At 71.2% G+C, this 1105-nt stretch carries 1 pseudogene; it reads left to right on the top strand.

The window, feature by feature from the left end:
• Positions 1–1105, top strand: a pseudogene (locus tag ACFQEU_RS16395) (kinase anchor protein); the annotation flags it as partial.

Raw genomic sequence — 1105 nt, 5'->3', positions numbered from 1 at the left:
GGGCGGACGGGAGCGACACCGTCCGGACGGGGTCGGCCGACGCGAATCGAAGCGACGCGAGCGAGACCGTCCGGGCGGCGCTCACGACGACGGTTCGCGACGACGACGGGCGGACGAGAGAGCGGGAGCTGGCACCGCACGCGATCGGCGCGGCCGCGCTGTACGCCGTGGTGAGCCGGCTCGAAGCCGAAAACCTCCCGGCGTCGCTCGACCTAGTGGAAACGGCACGGCTGTACGAGACGGGCGAGCTCCGGCGGGACGACGAGGTGATCACCGCGACCGACGTCGCGTTCGGGACCGATGACGGCCGAACCGGGATCCCCGTCACGTACACCCGAGACGTCATCGCCGACCTCCTGAACGCCGAGAGCGACCGAAGCCATCCGGCGCTCCCGGTCGAACGCGTCGTCACCCCGCGGGACGTCCTCGACGGGATGCTCGATGGCCTAACCGACGCCCCGGTGTTCTCCCGGGCCGAGGTCGCGGAGTTCGAGAGCCGGTACGCCCCGGTACTCGAACGCGTTCGGGAGCGCCAGCGGAGCGACGTCGTCGGCGCCGCGCTGGCCGCAGAGACCGTTCCGACGGACACCGTCGCGGAGTACGTCGAACACGTGTACGCGTGGGACGCCGAGGATCCGGCGGGGACGGACCGGGAGTCGGAGTCGCCGGACCCGCTCGTCATGAAGGTGTTCGAGACGGAGTCGCTCGGGCGGTTCGACGAGGAGGACTACCGCGGAACGGAGCCGACCCCTGCGGTCGCCGAGTTCCGCCGAGAGCAGGTGATCCGTGCGCTCACCAGGTACGCGTGGCGGAACCGGGGAGACGAGTTCAGCGTCGACGACGTCGACCTCGGGGAGATCCCGGAGCTGAAAGCGGTGTTGGAGGCGAAGGAGCTAGCGGACCTGAAACGGCGGTTCCCGGCGCTCGACCCGGCCGAATGGGGCGATCCGCCCGCGGACACCGAAACCGAGCGAGTGAAAGCCGCGACGATCGAGCGCATGGTGGACCGCGGGTACAGCCGGGCGTCCGCCGAGCTGACGAGCCGCGCCGTGATGCGTGACGTCCGCGAGGAGTGGGCGGCGCTGGCGGCCGACAGCGACCGCGA

Source organism: Halorubrum tibetense (assembly GCF_042661865.1).
Lineage (GTDB): Archaea > Halobacteriota > Halobacteria > Halobacteriales > Haloferacaceae > Halorubrum > Halorubrum tibetense.
The sequence above is the reverse complement of the archived record's forward strand: the minus strand, read 5'-3'. Positions and strand labels throughout refer to the sequence as shown.